This window comes from Inquilinus sp. CA228 (genome assembly GCF_052078665.1).
Classification (GTDB): Bacteria; Pseudomonadota; Alphaproteobacteria; order DSM-16000; family Inquilinaceae; genus Inquilinus.
Map to the genome: position 1 here is coordinate 45682 of NZ_JBQJIK010000043.1, position 23387 is coordinate 69068.

Here is a 23387-nt window from a genome sequence, read left to right on the forward strand (position 1 = left end):
GAGCAGTCTCGCAGCGGTAGGGACCGCCGCAGCACTCGACGGACGGGAACTGCGCTGCGGGACCGGAGGGAGCGTGATGTCGACGTTGAACGACGAGATTCTGAAGTTCACCAAGGAGATCATCGTTGCCCATGTCTCCCACAACGCGGTGGACAGCGAGAACCTGCCGACTCTCATCCGGAACGTGCATCTGTCGCTGATCGAAGCCCGCGGCGTGGCGATCCGGCATGATCCGGTTTCGGACGCCGAGCCGGCGACCAACGCCAAGGAGGGCGGCAGGACGCAGGACGATCCCGCGGCCGCTTTGCCCCACGCCGTTCCTGCCGTGCCGGTGTCCGAATCGGTGACGCCGAACTACATCATCTGCCTGGAGGACGGCCGGCCCTTCAAGATGATGAAGCGCTGGCTGCGCGCCACCTACGGCATGACGCCGGAACAGTACCGGGCCAAGTGGAACCTGCCGCCCGATTACCCGATGGTGGCGGAACTACGCCCGCTCGAAGTCGGTCTATGCCAAGGCCCAGGGCCTGGGCACGGAGAGGCTGCGCCGGCGCGCCGGCAAGCAGCGGTCCCGCCGCACCGCCTGAATTCGGTCTCAGCCGGCGGCCCCGCCCGAGCAGGGCCGGAGCCTTCCCGCAGGAAGGCTCCGGCGAGGACTCAGGCGGCCTCGTAGCCGATCACACCCTTGATCTCGAGGAACTCCTCGAGGCCGAACTCGGCGTATTCCCGGCCGTTGCCCGACTGCTTGTAGCCGCCGAAGGGTGCTCCGGTGTCCCAGGCCGGGTAGTTGATGTGGACATTGCCGACCCGCAGCTGCGACGCCACCTTCCGCGCCCGCTCCAGGCTGCCCGACTGGACATAGGCGGCGAGGCCGTAGGGGGTGTCGTTGGCCAGCTCGATCGCCTGCGCCTCGGACTCATAGGTCAGGATCGACAGCACTGGGCCGAAGATCTCCTCGCGCGCGATCGTCATGTCCGGGGTCACCCGGGCGAAGACGGTCGGGCGGATGAAGTAGCCGCGGTTCAGCCCCTCCGGCCGGCCGGGGCCGCCGGCCACCAGCTCCGCCCCCTCGGCGATGCCGGCCTCGATCAGCTTCTGGATCTTGTCGTATTGCAGCTGGCTGACCACCGGGCCGAGCTGGGTGTCCGCCGCGTCGGCCGGGCCGACCTTGTAGCCCTCGGCCGCCGCGCGGGCATAGCCGATCGCCTCGTCCTCGCGCTCGAGCGGCACGAACATCCGGGTCGGGGCATTGCAGGACTGGCCGCTGTTGCCGAAGCAGCCGGCGACGCCCTTGGTCACCGCCCGCTTCAGGTCGGCATCGGCCAGGATGATGTTGGCCGACTTGCCGCCCAGCTCCTGGTGCACCCGCTTGACCGTGTCGGCGGCGGCCTTGGCCACCAGGATGCCGGCGCGGGTCGAGCCGGTGAAGGACACCATGTCGACGTCGGGGTGGCTGGAGATGGCGGCGCCGACCGTCGGCCCGTCGCCGTTCACCAGGTTGAACACGCCCTTCGGCACGCCGGCCTCATGCAGGATCTCGGCGAAGATGACGGCGTCGAGCGGCGCGATCTCGCTGGGCTTCAGCACCATGGTGCAGCCGGCGGCCAGGGCCGGGCCGACCTTGCAGGTGATCTGGTTCAGCGGCCAGTTCCACGGGGTGATCATGCCGACCACGCCGACCGGCTCCTTCACCACCATCGACGAGCCCTTGGGCCGCTCGAACTGGAAGGTCTCCAGCGCCTCGATGATCCGGGTCAGATGCGCGCCGCCGGCCCAGGCCTGGGAGTCGAGCGCGAACTGCCGCGGCGCGCCCATCTCGCGCGACACGGCCAGGGCGATGTCGGGGGCGCGGCGCTGGTAGATCTCGAGGATCCGGCGCAGGAGGGCCAGGCGCTCCTCGCGGCTGGTGCGGGCGAAGGCCGGGAAGGCCCGCTTCGCCGCCGCCACGGCCCGGTCGACATCCGCGGCCGAGCCGAGCGAGATCTTGGCGAAGGCCTCCTCGGTCGAGGGGTCGATCACGTCGAGCGTCTTCGGCGTGACCGGGTCGACCCATGCGCCGTCGATGTAGAATTGCGTTTCGTGCGCCATCTGAACCTCGTTCGGTCGTGGGGCGGAGGGGAGCCGAAGGCCCAGCCCTCCGTCGCATCGTCGCCTGCGGCGACGGGTTGATCGAGGTTAGACCACGCCCCGGGGAGCGGGGAAGCGCCGGCAGGTGGGGACCGGCCATGCGCGGCCCCTGCCCCTTCGTCAGCCCGCCGCAGCCTGCTTAGGCCGGACGCGGCGTTCCGACCGCACCGCGTATCCGACGCCGAAGGCCAGCAGCGCCGCCAGGCCGAACCAGGTGACGGCGTAGACCAGGTGGCTGTTCGGGAAGGCGATCACCGTCAACCCGCCGATCGGCAGGCCGCCCGGGTTGGGCGTGGCGTCGGCGTCGATGAAATAGGGGGCAACGTCGGTCAGCCCGCGGGCGGCGGCGATGGCGGCGACGTCGCGCGAATACCAGCGCTCCGCCGCCGGCTCGTTCGAGCGCAGGAACCCACCCTTCGGCTCGGTGATGCGCAGCAGGCCGGTGACCGTGACCGGCCCCTCGACCTGCCCCGCCGCCCTTGTCGCCGGGTCGCGGTTCTCGGTCGGCACGAAGCCGCGATTGACCAGGATCACCGACCCGTCCGCCGCCTGCAGCGGGGTCATCACCCAATAGCCGCCGCCCTTCACGGTCGACGCCACGACCTGCGCCTCGCGGTCGTTCAGGAAGCGGCCGGAGAGTCGGACATGGCGGTATTCGTCCCGGTCCGCATCGACCCGGGCCCAGTCGGACGGGGGCGCGACGGCCTCGGCCGCGACCCGCTGGTCGACCCGGGCGATCAGGTCGAGCTTCCAGGCCCGCCGCTCGACCTGCCAGATGCCGAGCGCGATCAGGCCGAGGAACACCGCCAGCGCCGCCACCCCGAGCAGGACCAGGGCGGCGGTGGACCGAGGCCGGGACGCCTCGGCCTCGGTCACGGCATGTTGCGCATGTCGTGGGCGGAGACCGGCATCATGTTGTGGTTGAGGTGGTACATCACCCACAGCGAGCCGGAGAGCGTGATCACCACCAGCACCACGGTGAAGATCAGGGCCAGCATGGTCCAGCCGCCCTCCGACTTCGTGTTCATGTGCAGGAAGTAGACCATGTGCACGATGATCTGGACCACCGCGAGCGCCATGATCGCCAGCGCCGTGGCCGTGGAGTCGCCCAGCACGTCGCCCATGACCAGCCAGAACGGGATCGCGGTCAGGATCACCGCCAGCACGAAGCCGGTGACGTAGCCCCTCAGCGTGCCGTGGCCGCTGGCGTCGCCATGGTGGTGGTCGTCGTGATGGGCGTGGGAGTCGGCGCTCATGGGAGGGTCCCCATCAGGTAGACGAAGGTGAAGACGCCGATCCAGACGACGTCCAGGAAGTGCCAGAACAGGCTGAGGCACATCAGCCGGCGCTTGTTGTCCGGGATCAGCCCGTGCTGGCCGACCTGGACCATCAGCGTGATCATCCAGACGATGCCGACGGTGACGTGCAGCCCGTGCGTCCCCACCAGGGTGAAGAAGGACGACAGGAAGGCGCTGCGCTGCGGCCCCACCCCCTCATGGATGAGGTGGGCGAACTCGTAGAGCTCGAGGCTGAAGAAGGCGACGCCGAACAGCGCCGTGACCACCAGCCAGGCCAGGGTGGCGCCCTTGCGGTTGCGCTCCATCTCCAGCATGGCGAAGCCGCAGGTGATGGAGGAGAGCAGCAGCATCGAGGTGTTGAGCGCCACCAGCGGCAGGTCGAACAGGTCGGCGCCGGACGGGCCGGCCGCGTAGCTGCGCCCGAGCACGCCGTAGCAGGCGAAGAGGACTGCGAAGATCAGGCAGTCGCTCATCAGGTAGATCCAGAAGCCGAGCATCGTGCTGCCGCCCGAATGCTCGTGCTCCTCGTCGACGTGGAAACGGGCCTCGTCGTTCGCGGTGGGGCCGTTCGCGGTAAGATCGATCGCGGTCATCAGGAAGCGGCTCCCGCCCGGGCCAGCACGCGGCTGCGCTCATCCTCGACCTTGGTCACCACGTCAGCCGGGATGTGATAGTCGCGCTTGTAGTTGAAGGTGTGCCCGATCGCCACGACCAGCATGGCGACGAAGCCGAGGGCTGCCAGCCACCAGATGTGCCAGACCATGGCGAAGGCGAAGGCCACGGCGATCCCGGCCAGGATGATTCCGGTGCCGGTGTTCTTCGGCATGTGGATCGGCTTGAACCCCGCCAGCGGCCGGACATAGCCGCGCTGCTTCATGTCCCACCAGGCGTCCTGGTCGTGCACCAGCGGGGTGAAGGCGAAATTGTAGTCCGGCGGCGGCGACGAGGTGGACCATTCCAGGGTGCGGGCGTTCCACGGGTCGCCGGTCAGGTCGCGCAGCTCCTCGCGCCGCCTGAAGCTGACCACCAGCTGGATCAGGAAGGACAGGATGCCAAGGGCGACCAGGAACGCGCCGAAGGCGGCGATGATGAACCAGATCTGCAGCGACGAATCGTCGAAATGGTTCATCCGCCGGGTCACGCCCATCAGGCCGAGCACATAGAGCGGCATGAAGGCGAAGTAGAAGCCGGTCAGCCAGAACCAGAACGACATCTTGCCCCAGAACGGGTCGAGCTTGAAGCCGAAGGCCTTGGGGAACCAGTAGGTCAGGCCGGCGAAGGCCCCGAACACCACGCCGCCGATGATGACGTTGTGGAAATGGGCGATCAGGAACAGGCTGTTGTGCAGCACGAAATCGGCCGGCGGCACCGCCAGCAGCACGCCGGTCATGCCGCCGATGACGAAGGTGACCATGAAGCCCATGGTCCACAGCATCGGCACCTCGAACCGGATGCGGCCGCGATACATGGTGAACAGCCAGTTGAACATCTTCGCACCCGTAGGGATCGAGATGATCATCGTGGTGATGCCGAAGAACGAGTTCACGCTGGCGCCGGAGCCCATCGTGAAGAAGTGATGCAGCCACACCAGGTACGACAGGATGGTGATCACCACCGTGGCGTAGACCATCGAGGTGTAGCCGAACAGGCGCTTGCCGCAGAAGGTGGACACGACCTCGGAGAAGATGCCGAAGGCCGGCAGGATGAGGATGTAGACCTCCGGATGCCCCCAGATCCAGATCAGGTTCACATACATCATCGGGTTGCCGCCGAAGTCGTTGGTGAAGAAGTTCGTCCCGACGTAGCGGTCGAGCGACAACAGGGCCAGGACGGCGGTCAGCACCGGGAAGGCGGCGACGATCAGGACGTTGGTGCACAGCGCGGTCCAGGTGAAGACCGGCATCTGCATCATCTTCATGCCTGGCGCCCGCATCTTGACGATGGTGGCCACCAGGTTGACGCCGGATAACAATGTTCCGATGCCCGCGACCTGCAATCCCCAGATGTAGTAGTCGACGCCGACCTCCGGGCTGTAGGCGATGCCCGACAGCGGCGGATAGGCCAGCCAGCCGGTCTTGGCGAACTCGCCGATGAACAGCGAGATCATCACCACCACGGCGCCGGCGGTGGTCATCCAGAAGCTGAAATTGTTCAGGAACGGGAAGGCCACGTCGCGGGCGCCGATCTGCAGCGGCACCACGAAGTTCATCAGCCCGGTGACGAAGGGCATGGCCATGAAGAAGATCATGATCACGCCATGGGCGGTGAAGATCTGGTCGTAATGGTGCGGCGGCAGGTAGCCCTCATTGGCGCCGAAGGCGATCGCCTGCTGCGCCCGCATCATGATCGCGTCGGAGAAGCCGCGCAGCAGCATCACCAGGGCCAGGATCACATACATGATCCCGATCTTCTTGTGGTCGATGCTGGTGAACCACTCGTGCCAGAGATAGCCCCACAGGCGGAAATAGGTGATGGCGCCGAGCACCGCGATGCCGCCGAGCGCCACCGCGATGAAGGTGACGACCAGGATCGGCTCGTGGAACGGCAGCGAATCGAGCGTCAGCTTGCCGAAGACGAGCGTCTGGAGATCTAGGTTTGAGAACATCGGGCTACTCTGTCGTTCCGGAGGCCGCCGCACCGGGCGGCTGCCTCCGCAAAAGGATCGGTTGCGCGGCCGCGGACGGGCCAGCGGCGGGCATCACTCGACGCGGCGGGGCGCCATCCAGCGGCTGAACAGGATCCCCTCCGGCGGCCGGCTCTCCGCCATGTCGCCGTCGATGGTGCAGATCGCCGCGACATAGCTGCGGACCGGGCCGGCGCCGCGGCGGACATCCTTGTCGTGGTTCAGGGCGATGACGTTGTCGATGCCGGCCATGCCGCCGCCGCCGCGGGCGTCGATGCTCATCATCTCGTTCATGCACATCTTCGAGCGGTCGACGCACATGTTGAGGATGGCGGTGTAGAGGTCCGGGGCGACGGTGCCGTAGTGGCGCACCGGCTCGCGCTCGCTCGGGCGCTCCAGCGTCAGGTACTCCTCGCGGCTCAGGCTGCCGCCCTCCGACTTGACCTTCTGCACCCAGGCGTCGAAATCGCCGGCGGCGAGGCCGTGGAAGGTGAAGCGCATGCCGGAGAAGCCGGCGCCGCTGTAGTTGGCGGAAAAGCCCTCATACTCGCCGGGCGCGTTGATCACGGCGTGCAGCTTCGTCTCCATCCCGGCCATGGCGTAGATCTGCCCCGCCAGCGCCGGCACGTAGAAGGAGTTCATCACGGTGGCCGAGGTGATCTTGAACTGGATCGGCACGTCGACCGGCGCCGCCAGCTCGTTCACCGTGGCGATGCCCTGCTCCGGGTAGAGGAACAGCCACTTCCAGTCGAGCGCCACGACCTCGACGGTCAGCGGCTTCACATCGGCGGCCACCGGACGCCCCGAGTCGATCCGCTCCAGCGGCCGGTACGGATCGAGCGTGTGGGTGCTGATCCAGGTCAGGGCGCCGAGCGCGATGATGATCACCAGCGGCGCCGACCAGATCACCACCTCGAGCTGAGTCGAATGGTGCCAATCGGGGTCGTAGGCGGCGTCCTTGTTCGACTGCCGGTACTTCCAGGCGAAGAACAGCGTCAGGGCGATCACCGGCACGATGATCAGCAGCATCAGGATCGTGGAGATCACGATCAGGTCGCGCTGCTGCACCGCAACATCGCCGGAGGGGTGCATGACCACCATGTTGCACCCGCCCAGGAGGACCAGGGTCGGAAGTGCAGCGAGGCGGCCTAAAGCTTTGATGGGCATGCCGTTGCCTGGAAAGAGAGAACGATAGGGCGGGGCTGCATTACCGAAGCGCAACGCGATGCAACAGTGGACAGTTTGTCCTACCAGATGCCCGATGCGTGCAGTGCAACATCGCCGCACCCGGGTTGACGGCAGGGTCCCTGGCGATTCCGTCATCGCTCCGCCTCGCTTGCCACGATTTGACGCACCGAAATCCTGAGCCATACTCAAAAAAAAGAAAGCGGCATCTCGGCCCGGCCCAGCCCCCAGGAGGAACCTTTATGGCCATCGTCAGTCGAGAACTCGGGTCCCCGACCGCCGCGCCACGGCACCGCGCAGGTGTCCCCCCCGGCGAGATCGCGATCGGCGTCGTGATCGGCCGGACCGCGGAATTCTTCGACTTCTTCGTCTACGCCATCGCCTCGGTGCTCGTGTTCCCGCGGTTCTTCTTCCCGCAGGCGACGCCGCTGGACGCGATGCTCTACTCCTTCGCCGTCTTCGCCCTGGCCTTCGTCGCCCGCCCGTTCGGGTCGGTCCTGTTCATGGAGATCGACCGGCGCCACGGCCGCAGCGTCAAGCTGACCGTGGCGATGTTCCTGCTCGGCGGCTCGACCGCGGCGATGGCCTTCCTGCCCGGCACCGCCGATATCGGCCCCGCCGCGATCGCCCTGCTGGCGCTGTGCCGCATCGGCCAGGGGCTGGCGCTGGGCGGCGCCTGGGACGGCCTGGCCTCGCTGCTGGCGCTCAACGCGCCGGAGAACCGGCGCGGCTGGTACGCGATGATGCCGCAGCTCGGCGCCCCGCTCGGCTTCATGCTGGCCAGCGCGCTGTTCGCCTTCTTCCTGGTCAACCTCTCGACCCCGGACTTCGTCGACTGGGGCTGGCGCTACCCGTTCTTCGTCGCCTTCGCGATCAACGTGGTGGCCCTGTTCGCCCGGCTGCGCCTGGTGGTGACCGAGCAGTTCGAGCGGCTGTACGAGAGCAAGGATCTCGAGGCGCTGAGCGTGACCGAGACGCTGAAGCACCAGGGCCACAACATCCTGGTCGGGGCCTTCGTGCCGCTGGCCACCTTCGCCCTGTTCCACCTGGTGACGGTGTTCCCGCTGAGCTGGGTGACGCTGTACACCGACCACAACCCCGGCAATTTCCTGATGACCGAGTTCGTCGGCGCGGTCCTCGGCGCGGTGATGATCGTCGTCTCGGGGCTGATCGCCGACCGCACCGGCCGGCGCACGCTGCTGGCGGCCTGCGCGGTGCTGATCGCGATCTTCAGCTTCGTCACGCCGCTGCTGCTGGGCGGCGGGCCGACGGCGCGATCGGCCTTCGTCATCCTCGGCTTCGGCCTGCTCGGCCTGTCCTTCGGCCAGGCGGCCGGCGCGGTGGCGTCGAACTTCCCGAACCATCAGCGCTACACCGCCTCGGCCCTGACCTCGGACCTGGCCTGGATGGTCGGCGCCGGCTTCGCCCCGCTGGTGGCGCTGGCCCTGGCCAGCCAGTTCGGCCTGGCCCTGGTCGGCGCCTACCTGCTGTCCGGCGCCGTCTGCACCCTGGCGGCGCTGCGGGTCAGCAAGGAGCTGGAGCTGCGCGGGAACTGACGCGCCGTCGCGCCGTCCGCGGGGCGCCATCGCTCCCGCGGATCGGCGCGGCGGAGGCGCGTTGACTCTCCACTTGGTGGAGACCGCAGAACGCCCGCCATCGGTCATCAGTGAGGGCTCACGGAGTTCGATCATCGGAACTATTGCGCCTGCCCGTTCCTCGGCATCGCGATAACATCGTCAACACCGACACAGCCGGCGCTATCTGTCGGTAGCAAGTCAAGTTGTCCGGTGTTCGTAACAGGTCAATTGTCCGCTTCGTTGTGGCTCTGATCCCGGGGGCATGCCCCCGGGATCAGAGCGGCCGTCGTGGAAGCGTGTCAGGCGGCCTTGGTCAGAATGCCGAGCGGCGCACCGTCCGAGCGGTAGCGTCCGATGCAGCGCGGGCCATAGAAGAGGCCGATCGATCCGTCGGCATAGCGGCGCACCTCGACCGTCGCCCTGACGAAGTGCTGGCGCAAGGGGCTCGGCTCGATCTGGAGCTTCAGGCGGCCGAAGGCGACAGTGTTGTCGTTGCCGACGACCCGCTCCTCCTGCAGGCAGAGGATCTCGCCGAGTTCGCCGCCGGCCCATGGGATGAGCGCCGTGCCCGGCTCGGCCGGTTCGATCGTGAAGCGCCGGTTGTGGGCAGGCAGATAGATCTCGGCGAGGAAGCGATTGGCCGCCTCGACCGTGGTGATGTCCGCGTCGGCCAGTTCCTTGACCAGGCGATCCTGCAGCGTCCCGAACATCCGCTCCGAACGCCCCCTCGCCTCCGGCGAGTAGGCGCCGATATGACGGATGCCGAGCTGCTTCAGCGCCCGGCCGACCTGGGTCAGAACGGTCCGCGACACCGGCTCGCCCGCCTTCGGCGTGTGGAAGTAGTGACTGCCCCGGTCGGTGTAGAACGAGCAGAACAGCCCATGCCCGGCAATGACCTCCCGCAGCCCCTGGAAGCTCGACCAGGTGCCCTCCTCCTCGACCAGGAAGGCCGAGTAGACCCGGCTCGTGGCATCGTCCATCGTCACGATCAGATCCATCGGGCGCTCCAGCCCCGGCAGCCACAGATGGCGCGAGCCGTCCTGGTGCAGCATCAGTCCCGGCAGCGGCTTGCGCGGCCGCTTCTTGCGATGCGCCGAGCGCTTCGGCGCCGGCCGGACCAGCCCTGAGGCGTGCAGCACGCTCTTGGTCCAGCCATAGCTCGCCCGCAACCCGTGCCGCTCCACCGATCGCTCGTGGAAATGCTTCACCGTCCAACCCTCATACCGCTCCCGGTACAGCGCCGTGATCCGGTCGACCTCGTCCGTCCCGATCCGGTGCGGGCTGACCTTGCCGAGCCGTCGGTCCAGCAGCCCATCGGCTCCCGCCTCGTCGTACCGCTCCCGCCACCGGCGAAACGTTCGCTCCGACACCCCGAGCCACTCCGACGCCTCCTCCCCGCTCAGCCGGCCAGCACGAAAGCGATCGTGGATCTCCTCGAACTTCATCACCCGCAGTCCCTGTAGCACCTCCGTCCGTCTCATCGCCGCTCCTCCCCGGAGCGGTTCTAAAACCGGACAGATCACCTGCTACAAAAACCGGACAACTCACGTGTTACCGACAGCACAGCCGGCGCTATCTTGCCATACCCCACCAGAAGTGGCATAAATAGTAGAATTCAGCGTTCTCAGCACCCATTTGAGAAAACTCGATAACTAAATTTGTTTCTTTGAACTTTACAATTTCGGTTGAAAAATTTGGCCGGCCTCGGAGTTCCGAAACCCGTGCAAGGTGATACCGATACCAATTCATTGTCGGCATACGCAATGAAGAAATGATCAATATTGCGGAGTACCTCCTACGATATAGCCTACCGGAATCTACTGAATCACGATTTGCAGAGAATTTTTCAAAATTTTAACGACCTTTTTCAAGAGGAAGAAATCTCATGTCAGCTACCGAAGCCTCATTCGATCATTTGGCAGGCGTCCCGGTCCACTATGATCGCCTTCCGTCGCCACATAGCTATGGAAGCAAGGGGGAATTGCGCACCTTTCAATGCCGCAACAAGCTCAAGGACACCCTTGAGACATGCTTCGACGACCTCTTCACCGAGTGGGGCCGTGGTCGCCCAACGGTGATCCTGACGGCAGGTACGATCGGAGACGGCATGAATGCCCATGGTCAAGGCAATGCGTTCGATCTGGATGGCTTCTTTTGGAATGAAGACCGCTTCATGATGAACGAATATCCCTCAGATCGAAAATTCTATATCGGCATCAATGCGCACTTGTTCATCTACTTTTCGCAGATTCTGAGCTATCACTATCCGAACCATCAAGATCATTTCCATATGGATTTCAATTTTTCATATACTTTCAGAACCTCCTCGAATGCGCAGACCTTCTTTCTCCAGTCTGCGCTGAAGTACATATTCGGAAAAGACATCGGCCATACCGGCACTGAGAACGACGGCGTCGACGGCGACTATGGAACCGCGACAAGGCCTGTCGTCGCCAACGTCCTGGCTGAGCTCGGCCTGTCTGGACAAGGCGGCCTGACGGTGCCGAATGTATGGAAGCAGTTCCTGCTGGAATGCCGGGCCCGCGCGTTCCACTAGCAGATTGCCTCGGCATCTGGTGCTTGCGCCGGACGAGGCAACGATCTTGCGCGATCGCGTCCCGACAGGCTTGACCAGCGGCGTTCACAGACGACTACGGTTCTCATGTGCATCGCTCCGACGCGCATGCCGGAGCGATGCCGAGAATTCCCCGGAACCGAAACACCGGCGCTCATCCGCTAGCCCTGGGTCACCAGGCTGCTGTGGTAGAACTCGGTGATGTCGCCGGTGCCGGTCAGCACCGTGCTGATGTCCAGCTCCTTGCGCATGATCTCCAGCGCCTTGGGCACGCCCGCCTCGCCCATCGCCGCTCGGATGTTGGGTTCGCCTTCAGTCCCGGTCAAGGGATCGAGCCCGTCGGCCCACAAACCTGGGAGACCGTCGAACCGCCACTCGATGCTCTGGTCTCGCCTTCCCGCATGATCGCCCCCCCAAATGGGAGACGACCGGAGCGCCCATCAGCGCGATGATGGCGGCACAACGACAAACCGCGGCGGCGGAGGCGAAGCTCTGTCGCCCAAAAGGGGGCGCAATGCAGATCGATCAAGACAAGCTGAATGCCTTCATGGGCAAGATGCTCGGCGATCTCGGCGCAGCGCTGAATGCGCCACTGATCCGCTTGGGCGACAGTCTCGGCCTCTACAAGGCGATGGCGGCCGAAGGGCCGGCGACGTCGTCCGAGCTCGCCCAGCGCACCGGCACGACCGAGCGCTACGTCCGCGAATGGCTGGCCGCGCAGGCGGCCTCCGGCTACGTCGAATACGACGCCGCGACCGAACGCTTTACCTTGCCCCCGGAACAGGCTGCGGTGTTCGCAGACGAGGAGAGCCCGGTGTTCCTCGCCGGCGTCGGCGACGTCATCGCCGCGATGGTCTATGGCGGCCCGAAGGTCGGCGAGGCCTTCCGGACCGGTCACGGCGTCGGCTGGGACGCCCAGAACCCCTGCCTGTTCTGCGGCACCGCCCGCTTCTTCCGCACCACCTACAAGCACCACCTGGTGCAGGAGTGGCTGCCGGCGCTGGACGGCGTGGCGGCCAAGCTCGCGCGCGGCGGCAGCCTCGCCGACATCGGCTGCGGGCACGGCGTCTCCACCATTCTGATGGCGCAAGCCCATCCGAATGCGCGCTGCTTCGGGTTCGACTATCATGAGCCGTCGATCACCGCGGCGCGGCAGTCGATCGCCGGAACCGACCTCGCCGGGCGGGTCACGTTCGAGACCTGCTCGGCCAAGGAGATCCCGGCCGGCACCTACGATCTCGTCGCCTTCTTCGACTGCCTGCACGACATGGGCGACCCGGTCGGCGCGCTCCGCCATGTGCGCTCGACGATGGCGCCGGACGGGACCTGCATGATCGTCGAGCCCTTCGCCAACGACCGGCTGGAGGACAACCTCAATCCGGTCGGTCGCATCTATTACGCGGCATCGACGCTGATCTGCACGCCGGCGTCGCTGTCCCAGGAGGTGGGGCTCGCGCTCGGCGCCCAGGCCGGCGAGGCGCGCATGCGCCGGGTGGCGGAAGAGGCCGGCTTCACCCGTTTCCGCCGCGTCGCCGAGACCCCGTTCAACCTGGTCTACGAAGCACGCCCGTGACCGTGGCGAAAAGGGCTCTGCTAGAGAGCCCTTTCGCTAGCCCCGGATCACCAGGCTGCTGCGGTCGACCTTGGTGATGTCGCCGGTGCCGGTCAGCGCCATGCTGATGTCCAGCTCCTTGCGCATGATCTCCAGCGTCTTGGTCACGCCCGCCTCGCCCATCGCCGCCAGGCCGTAGAGGAAGGCCTTGCCCATCAGGCAGCCGCGGGCGCCGAGCGCCACGGCCTTGAGGATGTCCTGGCCGGACTGCACGCCGCCGTCGAACAGGATCTCGGTCTTGTCGCCGATCGCCTGGACGATCCCCGGCAGGGCCGAGATCGAGGACCGCGCGCCGTCCAGCTGCCGGCCGCCATGGTTGGAGACCACCACGGCGTCGGCGCCGGTCGCGGCCGCGATCTTCGCGTCATCCTCGTCCAGCACGCCCTTCAGGATCAGCTTGCCGGGCCAGATGCTGCGCACCCATTCGACGTCCTTCCAGCTCAGCGAGGCGTCGAACTGGCTGGCGGTCCATTCCGAGAGGGTCTTCAGGTTGTCCGCCCCCTTCACCTGGCCTTCGAGATTGCCGAAGCTGCGGCGCTTGCCGAACAGCACCTTCATCGCCCAGGCCGGCTTGGTGGCGATGTCGAGCGCGTTGGCCAGCGTCAGCCGCGGCGGCACGGCCAGACCGTTCTTCAGGTCGCGGTGGCGCTGGCCCTGGATCTGCAGGTCGAGCGTCAGCACCAGGGCCGAGCATTCCGCCGCCTTGGCCCGCTCGATCAGCGACTGCGAGAAGCCGCGGTCGCGCATGACGTAGAGCTGGAACCAGAACGGCTTCTGGACCGCGCCGCGCACATCCTCGATCGAGCAGATCGACATGGTCGACAGGCAGAACGGGATGCCGAAGGCCTGCGCGGCCCGGGCGCCGAGGATCTCGCCGTCGCCGTGGAACAGGCCGGTCAGGCCGGTCGGCGCGATCGCCAGCGGCATGGTCGCGTCCTCGCCCAGGATCGTGGTCGCGACCGAGCGCTTGTCGACGTCGATCATCACCCGCTGGCGCAGGCCGATCGCCGCCAGATCCGCCCGGTTCGCCCGCAGCGTCACCTCGTCATAGGAGCCGCGGTCGGCATAGTCGAAGATCGCGCGCGGGATGCGCCGGGCCGCCAGCGCTCGCAGGTCCTGGATGTTGGTGATCGTCGGCATCGGGTTCTTCTTGGGCAGGGTTTATGTCTGATAAATCGCATGAAGGCGGCTGTCACCCGCAATTCCCGCCGCGGCCATCTTTACACATCCCGGCCGGGGCGCCAGGGTGGCGGCCATCATGACGACCGCTCTCTCGCGCCTCGACCGCGCCCTCGCCGCCCTTCCCCGCAGCTTCCCCGGCCCGGGCGGCGCCGCCGCCGTGCTGCGCGACGGCGAGATCCTGGCCCGCCACGCCTGGGGCTGGGCCAATGCCGAGCGGCGCATCCCGTTCACGCCGCAGTCGCTGTTCCGGATGTGCTCGGTCACCAAGCAGTTCACCTGCGGCCTGGTGCTCGACGCCTTCCCGGACCCGATGGTGCTGGACGGCGATGTCCGCGCCCGCCTGCCGCGGCTGGAGGGCGAGGCGCCGGGCGCGCTGCATCTCTGCCACAACCAGTCCGGCCTGCGCGACTATTGGGCGGTGGCGATGCTGCACGGCGCGCCGGCCGAATCGCCCTTCGGCGACCGCGAGGCCGAGCGCGTGATCGCCGCCACCCGGACGCTGCATTTCGCGCCGGGCAGCCGCTACTCCTACGTCAACCAGAACTTCCGGCTGCTCTCCGACATCCTCGAATCACGCACCGGCCGTAGCTTCGCCGAGCTGCTGCGCAGCCGCATCTTCGATCCGGCCGGCATGGACAGCGCCTTCCTCGCCGCCGACACCCGCGCCATGCCGGACGGCACCGAGGGCTATGAGGGCACCCAGGCCGGCGGCTTCCGCGCCGCCGAGAACCGGGTGCTGTGGACCGGCGATGCCGGCCTCGGCGCCAGCCTCGACGACATGATCGCCTGGGAGCGCCACATCGATTCCACCCGCGACGATCCGGAGGCGCTGTACAGCCGCCTGTCGGCGCCGGTGAGCTTCTCGAACGGTACGGCCGCCCCCTACGGCTTCGGCCTGGGCCGGACGACCGAGTTCGGCCGCTCCCTCAACGGCCATGGCGGCGCGCTGCGCGGCTGGCGCAGCCATCGCCTGTATGTACCGTCGGAGCGCGTCTCGATCGTCGTCCTGTTCAACCACCTGTCCGACGCCAATGCCGCGGCGCTGGACCTGCTGGCCGCGGTGCTGGGCGAGGAGCGCGCCAATCCGGCCGCCGACCTGCCCGCCCCGGGCTGGCTCGGCCATTACATGGAGCCGGAAACCGGCCTGAGCGCGCGCGCCGACCTGGTCGACGGCCGGGTGCGGCTGCGCTTCGGCCATTCGGCGGAGAAGCTGGAGCTGCAGCCCGACGGCTGCGCCGGCACCGGCCGCACCCGGCTGCGGCCGGCCGCGGACGGGCTGTGGCTGGACCGGCCGCAGGAGAACCAGAGCTCGCGCCTCGTGCCCTGCGCCGGTGAGTCCGCCACCGACCTAAGCGGCCGCTACCGCTGCGCCGAGCTGGAGGCCGAGCTGGAGGTGGTCGATGCCGGCGGCGCGCTGTATGGCGGCTTCTCCGGCTTCCTCGGCCTGGGCCGGATGGAGTTGCTGGACCCGGTCGGGCCGGATGTCTGGACCCTGCCCTGCCCGCGCGCGCTGGACCACACCCCGCCCGGCGACTGGACCCTGGCCTTTCGCCGCGACGGCACCGGCCGGCCGGCGGAGGTCGAGCTCGGCTGCTGGCTGGCCCGGCATTTGCGGTACAGCAGGGTCGGCTGATCCTTATTTTCTGTCATTGCCGGGCTTGACCCGGCAATCCAGAAGGTGTCGACGCTCTCTCTGGATGCCCGGGTCAAGCCCTGGCATGACAGTGGGTGTTTCCTCACCGGTTGCTTTCCAGGTCGCTTGACCAGACCGGAACAAAAGACGAACCTACCGTCCACCACCATCCGGAGGACCCCATGCCCAGCCAGACTGAAAAGGCCCTCGCCTTCCAGCGCCGGCATGCGCGGCCGGGGATCTTCGTCATTCCCAACCCGTGGGACGCCGGCACCGCCAGGCTGCTGGCCGGCCTCGGCTTCGAGGCGCTGGCCACCACCAGCGCCGGCCATGCCTTCACCCTCGGCCGCAGCGACGGCGCCCTGAACGTCAGCCGCGACGAGACCCTGGCCAATGCCCGGGCCATCGTCGAGGCCACCGGCCTGCCGGTCTCGGCCGATCTTGAGAACGGCTTCGGCGACGCGCCCGAGGCGGCGGCGGAGACCATCCGCCAGGCCGCCGCGGCCGGGCTGGTCGGCGGCTCGATCGAGGACGCCACCGGCCGCGACGACGACCCGATCTACGCCCTCGACCTGGCGGTGGAGCGAGTGCGGGCCGCGGTCGCGGCGGCGCGGTCCCTGCCCTTTCCCTTCACTCTCACCGCCCGGGCCGAGAATTTTTTGCACGGCCGCCGCGACCTGGCCGACACGATCCGCCGGCTGCAGGCGTTCCAGGAGGCCGGCGCCGACGTGCTCTACGCCCCTGGGCTGGCGACGCAGGAGGAGATCGAGGCGGTGGTGGGCGCGGTCGACCGGCCGGTCAATGTGGTGATGGGGCTGGTCGGCGCCCGCTTCACGGTCGCTGAGCTGGGCGAGATGGGCGTGAAGCGGATCAGCGTCGGCGGGTCGCTGGCCCGGGCCGCGCTGGGCGGCTTCCTGCGCGCCGCCCGCGAGATCAAGGACCAGGGCAGCTTCGGCTATGCCGCCGACGCGGTGCCGCACAAGGAGATCAACGCCCTGTTCGGCCAGTCTTAACCTCCGGCCGACCCAGGTCTGGGCGTGCGTGGCGTCGGTTTCGCGCCGGCGGCACTGCCGCTCAGATTCACCGAATCTCGGTGGCGAATGCCTTGACGCGATGGAACATAAAGCGAACATTTCATTGTCGGCAACCGGGAGGATTCCATGCTCCACCAGTTCGACAAGGCCACCGCTTTTCAGCGCCTGCATGCCCGCCCCGGCGCCTTCGTCATCCCCAACCCTTGGGATGCCGGGACCGCCAGGCTGCTGGCCGGCCTCGGCTTCGAGGCGCTGGCCACCACCAGCGCCGGTTTCGCCTTCACCTTGGGCCGCATCGACAGCGCCGGAGCGGTGAGCAGAGACGAAATCCTGGCCAATGCCGAGGACATCGCCGGAGCGACGGACCTGCCTGTCACCGCCGACCTCGAAGATGGCTTCGGCGCCGCGCCGGAGACAGTGGCGGAGACCATCCGCCGTGCCGCCGCGATCGGGCTGGTCGGAGGCTCGATCGAGGACGCGGCCGGCCGGGCTGACGATCCGATCCACGATTTCGGCTTGGCGGTCGAGCGGGTCCGCGCCGCGGTCGAGGCGGCGCGATCCCTGCCCTTTCCCTTCGTCCTGACGGCGCGGGCCGACAACTTCCTGTATGGCCGCCCGGATCTGGCCGACACGATCCGGCGACTGCAGGCGTACCAGGAAGCCGGGGCCGACGTGCTGTATGCGCCGGGCGTGACCGATCGGGACGGGATCGCCACGCTGGTGCGTGCCGTCGACCGACCGGTCAACATGGTGACGGGCCTGACCGAGACGAGTTTCACCGTGGCCGAGCTGACGGAGATCGGCGTGAAGCGCATCAGCGTCGGCGGCTCCCTGGCACGGGCGGCGCTCGGTGCGTTCCTGCGAGCAGCCCGGGTGATCCGGGACCACGGCAGCTTCTCCTATGCCGCGACAGCCATTCCGGATGAGGATCTGAGACGTCTGTTCTCTTCGATGCCGTGATACGCGACGGGCTGTCCGGCGGATGCGCATCGCAGGCTTTCCGATCCGCCGAATCGGGTGCCTATACTGCCGCCATGACCAGCCCCGACTCACCCATCCGCATCCGGCCGATGGCCGGGTCGCTCGGCGCCGACATCGATCTCGCCGGCCCGGTCGACGACACGCTCTTCGCCGCGATCCGCCAAGCCCTGGACGACCATCTGGTGATCCACCTGCACGGGCTCGACCTGGCGCCGGAGGACCTGGTGGCGCTGACCCGCCGCTTCGGCACGATCAGCCGCGCGCCCTACATCAAGCACATGGACGAGCATCCGGACATCGTCGCCGTGAAGAAGTCGGCCGACGAGCGCAAGGTCAGCACCTTCGGCAACGCCTGGCATTCGGATTTCAGCTTCCTCGACCAGCCGCCGATGGCGTCCCTGCTCTACGCCAGCCACGTGCCGAGCCATGGCGGCGACACTCTGTTCGCCAACATGTACGCCGCCTATGACGCGCTGTCGGACGGGCTGAAGGCGGTGCTGGACGGGCTCGACGCCATGCATTCCGGCAAGCCCTACGGCACCGGCGGCGTGCCCGGCAACGTCGCGGTTTCGAAGTCGATCGGCATCGAGCGTAACCGGCCGGAGGCGGACCGCGAGATCCCCCACCCCGTGGTGCGCGTCCATCCCGGCACCGGCCGCAAGGCGCTGTTCATCAATTCGATCTACACCCAGCGCTTCGCCGGCATGACGGTGGAGGAGAGCAAGCCGCTGCTCGACTTCCTCTATGCCCATGCGATCCGGCCGGAATTCACCTGCCGGCTGCGCTGGAAGCCGCACGACCTGGCGATCTGGGACAACCGCTGCACCCTGCATTACGCCGTCAACGACTATGACGGCCAGGACCGGCTGCTATACCGCACCATGGTGCGGGGCGAACGGCCGGTCCCGGCAGTGCAGAGGGCTTAAGGACTTCCCGTGAGGCGTCCCCTTCTGAGGCGTCCCCTTCTATTGTCATTGCCGGGCTTGACCCGGCAATCCAGGGGCCACAACGAACCGCTCTGGCTGCCCCTGGATCCTCGGGTCAAGCCCGAGGATGACAATAAAAATGGAATAGAGACCTAAGCCAAACCCGCCTCAACCCAACGGCTTATACGCGATCGCCTCGATCTCGACCTTGCAGTCGATCATCATGTCGGCGCGGACGCAGGAGCGCGCGGGCCGGTCGCCGGTGAAGTAGCTGTCATAGGTCCGGTTGAAGGCGGCGAAGTCGCGGGTGTCGTCCAGCCAGGCGGTGACCTTGATCACGTCGTCCAGCGTGCAGCCGGCCAGGGCCAGCGCCGCCTGGACGTTCTTCATCGTCTGGTGGGTCTGGATCTCGATGCCGCCGGCCACGACCACGCCGTTCTCGTCGAACGGCACCTGGCCCGAGACATAGACATAGTCGCCGGCCCGCACGGCCTTGGAGAAGGGCAGCTTCTGCCCGCCGGCACCGGTGACGGTGGTTCCGAAATGCTCGCGCTTGCTCATGGGTCTTCCTATTTGACGGCGCCGAGGGCCAGGTGATGCCGCCCGATCCTATAGCGGCCGGCGACGAGGGAGAAAATCTCGATCGGCAGAGTGTGCGTCTCCGGAGCGCGCATTGCCGGCAACCGCGGCTCCGCATCGATGCTGCGGCGCACATGCGAGATGGCTGTCTTGTAAGTTTCAGACATTGAGCTACCGTCGGGCCTTCAGCCCCTTCTCCCTGCCGGAAAGACAGCCATGACGCGCTTCGCGGACCAGACCGTTCTCGTCACCGGGGCGCTCGGCGGCATCGGCGGGGCGATCGTCGACCATTTCGCGGCGGCAGGGGCGACGCTGATCCTGTCCGATCGCGACGCCGCGGCGCTGGAGGCGCGCGTCGCCGCGCTGGCCGGAGCCGGCACCAAGGCCGCCGCCGCGCCGGCCGACCTGCGCGACGCCGGCGCCACCCGCGTGGCGATCGAGGCCGCGGCCGCCCGCACCGGCCCGGTCGACATCGTGGTCAACAATGCCGGCGGCGGCAATGGCGGCGGCAGCCTGGCCACGACCACGGCCGAGACCTGGGCCGGCGATGTCGAGCTGAACCTGAACGGCGCCTATCACGTCGTCGCCGCGGTGATCGACGGCATGAAGGACCGCCGCCGCGGCAGCATCGTCAACATCAGCAGCGTCAACGGGCTGCAGGCACTGGGCCACCCGGCCTACAGCGCGGCCAAGGCCGGGCTGATCAGCTACACCCGCGCCCTGGCGGTCGAGTACGGGCCCTTCGGCATCCGCGCCAATGTGATCTGCCCCGGCACCGTGCGCACGCCGATCTGGCAGGCGCGGATCGACCGGAAGCCGGAGATCTTCGACTCCCTGCGCAAATGGTACCCGCTGCAGCGTGTGGCCGAGCCAAGCGACATCGCCAAGGCCGTCGCCTTCCTGGCCTCGGACGAGCTGGCCGGCTTCATCACCGGCGCCATGCTGCCGGTCGATGGCGGCCTGACCGCCGGCAACCGGGTGATGGCCGGAGAGCTGACGCTGGAGGAGTTCTGACAGGCGTCGACGCTCCCTGCCATGCCCGGGCATGGCGGAGGCATATCGAGCGGAACATTTTCTTACGAATGAAGGCCGAAGTGATGTTCACCCCCGCCGTGCTCGCCCTCGACCCGATCCTCGACTCACCCGTCGACGGCGCCAGCAAGGGCCTGCCGCCCGATCTCAAGCCGATCCCGTTCTGCAGCATCGGCGAGCAGGGCTGGAACGCGCTGTCCGGCGACCTGCCCATGCCGCAGGCGCTGCTGAAGCGCTCGGTGCTGGAGCGCAACGCCCGCTGGATGCGCGACATCCTGGCCGAGACCGGCGTCGCCCTGGCGCCGCACGGCAAGACGACGATGAGCCCGCAGCTGTTCGACCTGCAGCTCGCCAACGGCTCCTGGGGCATCACCGTCGCCACCGCCCAGCAGTTCGAGGTGTGCCGTCGCTTCGGGGTGAAGCGGATCCTGGTCGCCAACCAGCTGGTCGACGCCGCGGCGATGCGCTCGGTGCTGGCGGCGCTGGCCGCCGACCCGGCGCTGGAGGCGTTCTGCCTGGTCGATTCCGTCGCCGGGGTGCGCCGGCTGGCCGAGGCCGCCCGGGCGACCCCGCCGCAGCGCCCGCCGGGCCTGCTGGTCGAGCTCGGCATGGTCGGCCGCCGCACCGGCTGCCGCACGGCCGCCGAGGCGCTGGAAGTGGCCCGCGCTGCTGCCGACGAGCCCGGTCTCGCCCTGCGCGGGGTCGAGGGCTATGAGGGGCTGGTCATCACCAACGACGCCGCGGCGGACGAGATCGCCGTCACCGGTTTCCTGGACCAGCTGGCGGCGCTGGCGGCGGAGATCGACCGCGCCGGGCTGTTCGCCGACGATCCGGTGCTGTTGAGCGCCGGTGGGTCGGCTTACTACGACATCGTCGCCCGCAACCTTGCCGAGGTGCGGCTGTCGCGCCCGACCCAGGTGGTGGTGCGCAGCGGCTGCTACCTGACCCATGATTCCGGCCAGTACACCCGGCTGTTCGAGCACATCCTCCGCCGCATCCCGGCCGACTGGCGCCGGCACGGCGACCTGGCGCCGGCGCTGGAGGTGTGGTCGATGGTGCAGTCGCGGCCGGAGCCGGGCCTGGCGATCCTGACCATGGGCAAGCGCGACGTGTCCTACGACATCGAGCTGCCGATCCCGACCCTGTGGCGCCCCGCCGGCGCCGCCGCCTCTCAGGCGATCCCGGCCGGCGCGGTGCTCAATGCGATGAACGACCAGCACGCCTATCTGAAGCTGCCGGACGGCTTCGACCCGCAGGTCGGCGACCTGGTCTGCTGCGGCATCTCCCACCCCTGCACAACCTTCGACAAATGGCAGGTGATGATGGTGGTCGAGGACGACTACCGCGTCTCGGGCGCCATCCGGACGTTCTTCTGATGCCCGCTCCCCTCGCCCCTTGACGTCGACGTCCGTCCTGCCCGACGCCCAGTTCAACGGAAAACCCATGCCTGACCAACCGCGCTACGACCTGCTGCTCCGCAACGGCACCGTGATCGACGGCTCCGGCGCCCCGCGCCACGAAGCCGACGTCGCCATCCTGGGCGACCGCATCGCCGCCGTGGCGCCCACCGGCAGCATCGCCGCCGACCGGGCGAAGCAGAGCATCGACGTCGCCGGCCGGGTGGTCGCGCCCGGCTTCATCGACGTGCACACCCATGACGACCGGGCGGTGATCGACGGCCCGGACATGCTGCCGAAGATCAGCCAGGGCGTCACCACGGTGGTGATCGGCAATTGCGGCATCAGCCTGTCGCCGCTGACGCTGAAGGACGCCCCGCCGCCGCCCCTGAACCTGCTGGGCGACCAGGCCGTCTACGAGTTCCCGAGCTTCGCCGAGTACCGCGCCCGGCTGGATCGGGTGGTGCCGGGCGTCAATGTGGCGGCGCTGATCGGCCATTCCTCGCTGCGCATCGGCACCATGGCGGATGTCGGCCGCAAGGCGAATGCGGGCGAGATCGACGCCATGCGCCGCCTGCTGGCCGACAGCCTGGACGCGGGCGCCATCGGCTTCTCCACCGGCCTCTACTACAAGCCCAACGCCGCGGCGGATGCCGACGAGGTGGCGGCGCTGGCGGAACTCCTGGCCGACCGCGGCGGCGTCTACGCCACCCATATGCGCGACGAGCACGACAAGGTGCTCGACTCCCTGGAGGAGAGCTTCAGCACCGCCCGCCGCGCCAAGGTGCCGGTGGTGATCTCGCACCACAAATGCGCCGGGCCGCACAATTGGGGCCGCAGCCGCGAGACCCTGCCGGTGATCGAGGCGGCCAGCCGCAGTCAGCCGGTCGGGCTCGACGCCTATCCCTACACCGCCGGCTCGACCGTGCTGGACCCGGACCATGTCACCGGCGACATCCGGATCATGGTCGCCTGGTCCAAGGCGCAGCCGGAGATGGCGGGCCGCGACCTGGCCGGGATCGCCGCGGAATGGGGTTGCACCGAGAAGGAGGCGGCGGTGCGGCTGCACCCGGCCGGCGCCATCTACTTCCAGATGGACGAGGCCGATGTCCGCCGCATCCTGTCCTTCCCGCTGACCATGATCGGCTCGGACGGCCTGCCGCATGACAGCCACCCGCACCCCCGCCTGTGGGGCACCTTCCCGCGGGTGCTGGGCCATTACAGCCGCGACCTCGGCCTGTTCCCGCTGGAGACGGCGGTGCACAAGATGACCGGCCTCTCGGCGATGCGCTTCAACTTGGCCGACCGCGGCCTGGTGCGCGAGGGCCACGCCGCCGACCTGGTGGTGTTCGACCCGGCCCACATCGCCGACGCCGCCACCTTCGAAGCCCCGAAGACACCGTCTAAGGGCCTGGATTTCGTGCTGGTGAACGGCCGCCTGTCCTGGCGCACCGGGGAAACGGAGGTGGACCGGGCGGGACGGCTGCTGGCAAGGGCTTAGAGACCGTTTGGAAATTGCGGATGGGGGCTTTCTCGGCGAGCGAGGATATGATTCAAGCTATGGATGTGGACGGAACAGAGCCGTGGCCGGATGGCCGAGATCGCAAAGAAGACCAAGCGCTATCC

Annotated in this window: 21 protein-coding genes; 11 read left to right on the forward strand and 10 right to left on the reverse strand. The window is 67.8% G+C overall.

Annotation, left to right across the window (positions count from 1 at the left end; translation table 11 throughout):
- Positions 1-76 precede the first annotated feature (76 nt).
- Positions 77-673, forward strand: coding sequence for a MucR family transcriptional regulator (locus tag ACTOWL_RS21425; RefSeq protein ID WP_441323308.1), 597 nt, complete (start codon positions 77-79; stop codon positions 671-673).
- Here the strand turns inward: ACTOWL_RS21425 and ACTOWL_RS21430 are convergent.
- The 6 genes from ACTOWL_RS21430 to cyoA form a co-directional block, all read right to left on the reverse strand.
- The gene (locus tag ACTOWL_RS21430) at positions 658-2088 is read right to left on the reverse strand and encodes an aldehyde dehydrogenase family protein (protein WP_441323309.1); all 1431 of its coding nucleotides are present in this window, start codon (positions 2086-2088) and stop codon (positions 658-660) included. The two genes, ACTOWL_RS21425 and ACTOWL_RS21430, sit on opposite strands and share 16 nt — an antisense overlap.
- Before the next feature lie 159 nt (positions 2089-2247).
- Complete coding sequence (locus tag ACTOWL_RS21435; protein ID WP_441323310.1) at positions 2248-3003, reverse strand: SURF1 family protein; 756 nt, start codon at positions 3001-3003, stop codon at positions 2248-2250.
- The gene (gene cyoD / locus ACTOWL_RS21440; RefSeq protein WP_441323311.1) at positions 3000-3383 is read right to left on the reverse strand and encodes a cytochrome o ubiquinol oxidase subunit IV; all 384 of its coding nucleotides are present in this window, start codon (positions 3381-3383) and stop codon (positions 3000-3002) included. Before cyoD ends, ACTOWL_RS21435 begins: the two co-directional genes overlap by 4 nt.
- A complete protein-coding gene (gene cyoC / locus ACTOWL_RS21445; protein WP_441323312.1) occupies positions 3380-4018 on the reverse strand; it encodes a cytochrome o ubiquinol oxidase subunit III in 639 nt (212 codons plus the stop codon). The genes cyoD and cyoC overlap by 4 nt, the downstream gene beginning before the upstream one ends.
- On the reverse strand, positions 4018-6030 hold the full coding sequence (gene cyoB, locus ACTOWL_RS21450; RefSeq protein ID WP_441323313.1) for a cytochrome o ubiquinol oxidase subunit I: 2013 nt from the start codon (positions 6028-6030) through the stop codon (positions 4018-4020). Before cyoB ends, cyoC begins: the two co-directional genes overlap by 1 nt.
- Before the next feature lie 93 nt (positions 6031-6123).
- Positions 6124-7149: a ubiquinol oxidase subunit II gene (cyoA, locus tag ACTOWL_RS21455; protein ID WP_441323314.1), complete on the reverse strand. Its 1026-nt coding sequence runs from the start codon at positions 7147-7149 to the stop codon at positions 6124-6126.
- A gap of 416 nt (positions 7150-7565) precedes the next feature.
- Here cyoA and ACTOWL_RS21460 point away from each other — a divergent pair, with 416 nt between their 5' ends.
- Positions 7566-8789: an MFS transporter gene (locus ACTOWL_RS21460; protein ID WP_441323315.1), complete on the forward strand. Its 1224-nt coding sequence runs from the start codon at positions 7566-7568 to the stop codon at positions 8787-8789.
- Positions 8790-9109: 320 nt separating this feature from the next.
- Here ACTOWL_RS21460 and ACTOWL_RS21465 read toward each other — a convergent pair whose 3' ends face one another.
- A complete protein-coding gene (locus ACTOWL_RS21465) occupies positions 9110-10291 on the reverse strand; it encodes an ISNCY family transposase (protein ID WP_441323316.1) in 1182 nt (393 codons plus the stop codon).
- Between the two features lie 404 nt (positions 10292-10695).
- Between ACTOWL_RS21465 and ACTOWL_RS21470 the strand changes: the two genes are divergently transcribed.
- Complete coding sequence (locus ACTOWL_RS21470; RefSeq protein ID WP_441323317.1) at positions 10696-11367, forward strand: hypothetical protein; 672 nt, start codon at positions 10696-10698, stop codon at positions 11365-11367.
- A 179-nt stretch (positions 11368-11546) separates the two neighbouring features.
- Here ACTOWL_RS21470 and ACTOWL_RS21475 read toward each other — a convergent pair whose 3' ends face one another.
- Positions 11547-11711 (reverse strand): hypothetical protein, encoded by a 165-nt coding sequence (locus ACTOWL_RS21475; RefSeq protein ID WP_441323318.1) that lies wholly within the window; start codon positions 11709-11711, stop codon positions 11547-11549.
- 122 nt (positions 11712-11833) lie between these two features.
- Between ACTOWL_RS21475 and ACTOWL_RS21480 the strand changes: the two genes are divergently transcribed.
- On the forward strand, positions 11834-12958 hold the full coding sequence (locus tag ACTOWL_RS21480; protein ID WP_441323319.1) for a class I SAM-dependent methyltransferase: 1125 nt from the start codon (positions 11834-11836) through the stop codon (positions 12956-12958).
- Positions 12959-12994: 36 nt separating this feature from the next.
- On the opposite strand, the gene ACTOWL_RS21485 is transcribed toward ACTOWL_RS21480, so the two are convergent.
- A complete protein-coding gene (locus tag ACTOWL_RS21485; protein WP_441323320.1) occupies positions 12995-14137 on the reverse strand; it encodes an alpha-hydroxy acid oxidase in 1143 nt (380 codons plus the stop codon).
- Between the two features lie 118 nt (positions 14138-14255).
- On the opposite strand from ACTOWL_RS21485, the gene ACTOWL_RS21490 reads away from it, so the two are divergent.
- The 4 genes from ACTOWL_RS21490 (at position 14256) to ACTOWL_RS21505 (ending at position 18753) form a co-directional block, all read left to right on the forward strand.
- Entirely contained in the window at positions 14256-15812 is a 1557-nt protein-coding gene (locus ACTOWL_RS21490) for a D-aminopeptidase (protein WP_441323321.1), read from the forward strand.
- A 182-nt stretch (positions 15813-15994) separates the two neighbouring features.
- Positions 15995-16825, forward strand: coding sequence for an isocitrate lyase/PEP mutase family protein (locus ACTOWL_RS21495; protein WP_441323322.1), 831 nt, complete (start codon positions 15995-15997; stop codon positions 16823-16825).
- Positions 16826-16972: 147 nt separating this feature from the next.
- On the forward strand, positions 16973-17806 hold the full coding sequence (locus tag ACTOWL_RS21500; RefSeq protein WP_441323323.1) for an isocitrate lyase/PEP mutase family protein: 834 nt from the start codon (positions 16973-16975) through the stop codon (positions 17804-17806).
- Positions 17807-17880: 74 nt separating this feature from the next.
- Positions 17881-18753: a TauD/TfdA dioxygenase family protein gene (locus ACTOWL_RS21505; protein WP_441323324.1), complete on the forward strand. Its 873-nt coding sequence runs from the start codon at positions 17881-17883 to the stop codon at positions 18751-18753.
- Positions 18754-18921: 168 nt separating this feature from the next.
- Here ACTOWL_RS21505 and ACTOWL_RS21510 read toward each other — a convergent pair whose 3' ends face one another.
- Complete coding sequence (locus ACTOWL_RS21510) at positions 18922-19314, reverse strand: RidA family protein (RefSeq protein WP_441323325.1); 393 nt, start codon at positions 19312-19314, stop codon at positions 18922-18924.
- 234 nt (positions 19315-19548) lie between these two features.
- Here ACTOWL_RS21510 and ACTOWL_RS21515 point away from each other — a divergent pair, with 234 nt between their 5' ends.
- From ACTOWL_RS21515 to ACTOWL_RS21525, 3 genes are all read left to right on the forward strand, one after another.
- Positions 19549-20346, forward strand: coding sequence for an SDR family oxidoreductase (locus ACTOWL_RS21515; protein ID WP_441323326.1), 798 nt, complete (start codon positions 19549-19551; stop codon positions 20344-20346).
- An 83-nt stretch (positions 20347-20429) separates the two neighbouring features.
- Complete coding sequence (locus ACTOWL_RS21520) at positions 20430-21740, forward strand: amino acid deaminase (protein WP_441323327.1); 1311 nt, start codon at positions 20430-20432, stop codon at positions 21738-21740.
- A 67-nt stretch (positions 21741-21807) separates the two neighbouring features.
- A complete protein-coding gene (locus ACTOWL_RS21525; RefSeq protein ID WP_441323328.1) occupies positions 21808-23262 on the forward strand; it encodes an N-acyl-D-amino-acid deacylase family protein in 1455 nt (484 codons plus the stop codon).
- Positions 23263-23387: the final 125 nt, after the last annotated feature.